We start from the raw sequence: 2376 nt of genomic DNA, 5'->3' as shown, positions 1-2376 counted from the left end.
TCGACGGCCTTGACCATGTCTTCGATGACCTTTTTCGCGTCGCCGAACACCATCATGGTTTTATCCAGGTAGAACAGCTCGTTATCCAGGCCGGCGTAGCCGCTGGCCATCGAGCGCTTGTTGACGATAATGGTCTTGGCCTTGAACGCCTCGAGGATCGGCATGCCGGCAATCGGCGATTTCGGATCGTTCTTCGCCGCCGGGTTGACCACGTCGTTGGCACCGAGCACCAGCACCACGTCGGCCTGGCCGAACTCGGAGTTGATGTCGTCCATCTCGAACACCTGGTCGTAAGGCACTTCGGCCTCGGCCAGCAACACGTTCATGTGGCCGGGCATACGACCGGCAACCGGGTGGATCGCGTACTTCACGGTCACGCCGCGATGGGTCAGCTTCTCGGTCAGTTCCTTCAGCGCATGCTGTGCCCGCGCGACCGCCAGGCCGTAGCCCGGCACGATGATCACGGTGTCGGCGTTGGTCAGCAGGAAGGTCGCGTCGTCGGCCGAGCCGGATTTCACCGGACGGGCTTCTTTCGMACCCGCCGGGCCGGCCGCCTCCGTCGTATTGCCGAAACCGCCGAGCAGCACGTTAAAGAAGGAGCGGTTCATCGCCTTGCACATGATGTACGAGAGGATCGCACCGCTCGAGCCTACCAGCGAACCGGCGATGATCAGCATCGAGTTGTTCAGCGAGAAGCCGATGCCCGCCGCGGCCCAGCCGGAGTAGCTGTTGAGCATCGACACGACCACGGGCATGTCCGCGCCCCCGATCGGGATGATGATCAGCACGCCGAGCACGAAGGCCAGGGCCAGCATCASKGCGAARGCGGTGTAGTCGCCRGTGAGCATGAAGGTTACGCCCAGGGCCAGTGTGGYCAGGCCCAGCAGCAGGTTCAGCTTGTGCTGGCCRCTGAACTGTACCGGTGCACCCTGGAACAGGCGGAACTTGTACTTGCCCGCCAGCTTGCCGAAGGCAATGACCGAACCGGAGAAGGTGATTGCACCGATGGCGGCACCGAGGAACAGTTCCAGGCGGTTACCGGCCGGGATCGCGTCACCCAGTTGCGCAACGATACCCAGCGACTGCGGCTCGACCACGGCGGCCACGGCGATGAACACCGCCGCCAGGCCGATCATGCTGTGCATGAAGGCGACCAGTTCGGGCATCTTGGTCATTTCGACGCGTTTGGCCATGATCGAACCGGCCGTGCCGCCGATCAGCAGGCCGACGATCACGTAGACGATACCGTCATGGGCCAGTTCGGAGCCCAGCTTGTAGATCAGGCCGACYGTGGTGAGGATCGCCAGGCCCATGCCGAGCATGCCGAACAGGTTGCCACGCCGCGACGTGGTGGGGTGCGAGAGGCCCTTGAGCGCCTGGATGAAGCAGACCGAGGCRATCAAATACAGGGARGTAACCAGGTTCATGCTCATGCTTGCTGCACCTCGGCCTTGACTGCGGCGGCCTTGGCAGCCGGCGCTTTGGCCGCTTTTTTCTTGAACATTTCCAGCATGCGCCGGGTCACCAGGAAGCCACCAAACACGTTGACCGCGGCCAGGGCCACGGCCAGGGTGCCCATGGTCTTGCCCAGCGGGGTSACGGTGAGGGCGGCGGCGAGCATGGCGCCGACGATCACGATGGCSGAGATGGCGTTGGTCACCGCCATCAGCGGCGTGTGCAGTGCMGGTGTGACGTTCCAGACCACGTGGTAGCCGACATAGATSGCCAGCACGAAGATGATCAGGTTGTAGATACCGTGAGAGATCAGCATGTCTTCCATTGTTTTTATCCTCAGCCGTTCTTGCGCACGATCTGGCCGTCGCGGCACATCAGGCACGCGGCGACGATATCGTCTTCAAGGTTGATCACCAGTTGTCCTTCTTTATCGAACAACAGTTTCATGAAGTCCAGCAGGTTGCGGGCGTACAGCGCCGAAGCATCGGCCGCCACGGCGCTGGCCAGGTTGGTTGGGCCAACGATGGTCACGCCATKTTCGACGACCACCTGATCGGCCACGGTCAGCGGGCAGTTACCGCCCTGGGCGGCCGCGAGGTCGATGACCACCGAGCCCGGTTTCATCTGGGCCACGGTTTCCGCGCTTAGCAGTGTCGGTGCCTTGCGGCCGGGAATCAGCGCGGTGGTGATGACGATGTCAGCCTGCTTGGCGCGTTCGTGCACAGCCGCGGCCTGGCGCTGCATCCAGCTGGCCGGCATCGGGCGGGCGTAACCGCCGACACCGACGGCGCATTCACGCTCTTCATCGGTCTCGTAAGGCACGTCGACGAACTTGGCGCCGAGGGATTCGATCTGCTCTTTCACCGCAGGACGCACGTCAGACGCTTCGATCACCGCACCCAGGCGTTTCGCGGTAGCGAT

Annotated in this window: 3 protein-coding genes; all 3 read right to left on the bottom strand. The window is 62.9% G+C overall.

Annotation, left to right across the window (positions count from 1 at the left end; all coding sequences use genetic code 11):
• A partial coding sequence (locus AC1DKH_RS30275) for an NAD(P)(+) transhydrogenase (Re/Si-specific) subunit beta (protein ID WP_477800219.1) occupies positions 1–1433 on the bottom strand: 1433 nt, incomplete at its 3' end.
• Positions 1430–1780 carry an NAD(P) transhydrogenase subunit alpha part 2 gene (locus AC1DKH_RS30270; protein ID WP_046042645.1) on the bottom strand — a complete coding sequence of 117 codons (351 nt, stop codon included), beginning with the start codon at positions 1778–1780 and terminating at the stop codon, positions 1430–1432. The genes AC1DKH_RS30270 and AC1DKH_RS30275, both read right to left, overlap by 4 nt.
• Before the next feature lie 11 nt (positions 1781–1791).
• The coding region (locus AC1DKH_RS30265; RefSeq protein WP_477800218.1) for a Rossmann-fold NAD(P)-binding domain-containing protein at positions 1792–2376 on the bottom strand (585 nt) is incomplete at its 5' end.

The sequence above is a fragment of the Pseudomonas sp. 05L36 genome, from assembly GCF_056398125.1.
This window is presented reverse-complemented; position numbering and strand designations above follow the sequence as displayed.